This is a genomic window from Pseudomaricurvus sp. ABR4_320 (assembly GCF_056159445.1).
In genome coordinates, this window is the sequence record NZ_JBSWVF010000139.1 from 1 (window position 1) to 213 (window position 213).

Consider the following 213-nt stretch of genomic DNA (forward strand, 5'->3'; position numbering starts at 1 on the left):
ACCTACACTCAGACTGTTATCCGGTAAACCAAAGTAGTTTCTGAAGCCGACAATCTTGCGCTTTAACTTTGGCATGCTGTGATCAAGCCGCCGGTGGCGATTGTCTTTAATCCAGTGATAATAGCTATGCAAGGCTGCCTTGTGTTTCTTGGGGGCGGTCTTCCTGCGCAGCCGGGGCTCACCCGTGAAGTCCACTTCCCAGTAGAAACGAAC

The 213-nt window shown here is 51.2% G+C and carries 1 pseudogene; it reads right to left on the reverse strand.

The features are described from left to right. Positions 1-213, reverse strand: a pseudogene (locus ACXAFR_RS27715) (group II intron reverse transcriptase/maturase); the annotation flags it as partial.